Annotated in this window: 5 protein-coding genes and 1 pseudogene; all 6 read right to left on the reverse strand. The window is 42.6% G+C overall.

Translation table 11 applies throughout. The features are described from left to right. Positions 1–686 (reverse strand): annotated as a pseudogene (locus ACFIME_RS05865) (phage tail protein); the annotation flags it as partial. Beyond that, positions 683–754 (reverse strand): GpE family phage tail protein, encoded by a 72-nt coding sequence (locus ACFIME_RS05870; protein ID WP_375635004.1) that lies wholly within the window; start codon positions 752–754, stop codon positions 683–685. The pseudogene ACFIME_RS05865 and the gene ACFIME_RS05870, both read right to left, overlap by 4 nt. Positions 755–792: 38 nt before the next feature. After that, a complete protein-coding gene (locus tag ACFIME_RS05875) occupies positions 793–1,122 on the reverse strand; it encodes a phage tail assembly protein (protein WP_375684643.1) in 330 nt (109 codons plus the stop codon). A 2-nt stretch (positions 1,123–1,124) separates the two neighbouring features. Further along, positions 1,125–1,184: a hypothetical protein gene (locus tag ACFIME_RS05880; RefSeq protein WP_375684645.1), complete on the reverse strand. Its 60-nt coding sequence runs from the start codon at positions 1,182–1,184 to the stop codon at positions 1,125–1,127. A gap of 106 nt (positions 1,185–1,290) precedes the next feature. Next, positions 1,291–1,797 (reverse strand): phage major tail tube protein, encoded by a 507-nt coding sequence (locus ACFIME_RS05885; RefSeq protein ID WP_375637134.1) that lies wholly within the window; start codon positions 1,795–1,797, stop codon positions 1,291–1,293. After that, positions 1,797–2,381, reverse strand: a 585-nt coding sequence (locus ACFIME_RS05890; RefSeq protein WP_375684644.1) for a phage tail sheath family protein, incomplete at its 5' end; no start/stop codon positions are given. The genes ACFIME_RS05890 and ACFIME_RS05885, both read right to left, overlap by 1 nt.

Below are 2,381 nucleotides of genomic sequence, written 5' to 3' on the forward strand. Positions count from 1 at the left end.
CGCGCCTTTGCAAACAGCTCTTTAATGGGTGCCATGCCTTGTGCAAGCATGGTCGCCATTTCTTTACCATCGCCCCCAAACAGCAGAGCGGCAATATGCTGTCTTTGTGCTTGGCTTTTCATCTTACTCATCTTGTCGGTAATTTCTTCTAACAAGACAGAAGTGGATTTGAGTTTTCCAGAAGTGTTTTTGACAGAAATGCCAAGCGCTTCAAAGCCCATCATTCCTCTTTTTTGTCCGGCATATGCTTGTGCTGAACGCCTATTTAAAACCGCTAAGGATTGTTGAAAAAGTTCGGCAGAAGTGCCTGAATTATCGGCTGCATCACCCCATAATTGAAGTGATGCAACACTCATATTTAAATGGTGTGATGCGTGATAAAGACTATCGCCCAGATGCATGGTTTTCATGGTGAGGGCGGCTACACTTGCCACAAGACCACCACCAGCAAGCCCCAAGACACCAGTAAAGACTGAAGCACGGCTTGCCGCCACTCCAAGAGCACTTTGAACACCATGAAGGCTTTTTGTCATGTTTTTGACAGCAGCAGAAAAGCGCGGAATACCCAAACTATGTGAGAGTGTTTTTGACAATGTATCGAATTTTTTTTGAAGATGTTTGAGAGGTGTGGTGAGTTTGTCTTCAAGAGACAATCTCACCTTTGCATCAGCAACTTTTTCACTCATTTTATCTTATACCTTTCTGCTGCTTGTTTTCGCCAGAATATGAGTTCTTGCGGTTCCATTTCCATCATCTTTGAAAGGGACCAATGGAACACAATGGTAATATCGGCTATGAGTTTAGCGGCGGTTTCCCAGTCGAGGTATCCCGCCGCTTGATAAAAGACTCCAAAATCTCTCCAATGCTCGACAAGTCATTAATATCGAGTTCTCCAACCGCTTCATGTGCCCATCCAGAAAGACGTGCGATCATAGCGATTGTTTGCTCTATGCCTTCTTTTTTGTCGATTGCTTGCACATCTTTTGTTTTGGGGCGCTGTAANTTGTCGATTGCTTGCACATCTTTTGTTTTGGGGCGCTGTAAGGTAATTGTGGTGTGCTCTTTTCCTTCAAAAGTAACAGGTATCAATAATTTATGTGTAATGCTTGTTTGGACTGTCATTTTTATAATCCTATATTTTCTCTATGGTCTGCGAGTTGATTGACGCCATTGAATTTTCTCACCAAGTTGAGGACGTCTATCTCAACANAGTAATTTCGGTGTGCTCTTTTCCTTCAAAAGTAACAGGTATCAATAATTTATGTGTAATGCTTGTTTGGACTGTCATTTTTATAATCCTATGTTGTCTCTATGGTCTGCGAGTTGATTGACGCCATTGAATTTTCTCACCAAGTTGAGGACGTCTATCTCAACGATTTCAACGTCCTTCTGGACATATTTGAAATATTGCAATGTGAATGTAGCCGTAGAAGTTGCTTTGCTGCCCGGTTGCCATTCTGCCATTTCAAAGCCTTTGCATAGTCCTCTCATGGTAATGACAACACCTTCTGCTGGTGTGCCTTGCGCTTGCATTGAACTTCGTAATGAAATGTCGACATCAGTGCGCCCTAAGAGTGCCATTAACTCTGGAGAGCAATCAGAAATGGTCATGCTAAGCGTGAGGGTTTCAAGACCAAGGTCAACTTCAATGGAGCTATCCATGCCACCGCCGCGATAACTTTCAACAACCAAGTTCAAATTCGGTAATGTTACGCTTTCACATTTTGCTTGATAGGGAATGCCGTCGACAAAAATGTTAAAATATTTCAAAACTCTTGGTAAAACGGGGATAGCCATTAAAAAATCTCCTCTAAATAATCATTCACAATGCGTGAACGGAATGTGATGTGTTCTGCTGGTGTTGTTGGTGTGAATTCGACATTGAAATAAACTTTTCCGCCTTCAATAGCGCTTGCTGTATTCAACTCTAGATCAGGCGTACAGCGCCCACCAAGAATGGCGCCTTGTGCTTTTAAATCACGCAAATAGGCATTGACGCTTTCACTCACGTCACTCATGTAGGTTTTTTTGATATTACGATCGACAGCCCATAGATGCCCGCGCAAAATGGCGTCATTGATCATATCTGCGGTTCTCACCACCGATAAGAAAGCAAACTTTGTATCACTTGAAAGGGTGCGATTACCCCAAAGACGATAACCATTTTCGCGGATAATTGTTGTGATGTTTTGTTCGTTAAGAAGGTTAGCGCGGCTTGATCGATCACCAATGGAAAAATCAATGGGGCGTGCAATACCAACAATGCCATTGATCACTTTATTGGAAGGAGAATGCCAAAAACCGTGTGTAAAATCAGTTTTAGCAATGACACCAGCAACTGCTGCACTTGCTGGCTGTTCTACAATTTTTCCATCACGATT

The organism is Bartonella sp. AP1QHHD, from assembly GCF_042196265.1.
Classification (GTDB): Bacteria; Pseudomonadota; Alphaproteobacteria; order Rhizobiales; family Rhizobiaceae; genus Bartonella.

Bases quoted from the DNA above. Each gene is read 5' to 3' on its own strand.
- ACFIME_RS05885 (WP_375637134.1), bottom strand. From the start codon at position 1,797: ATGGCTATCCCCGTTTTACCAAGAGTTTTGAAATATTTTAACATTTTT.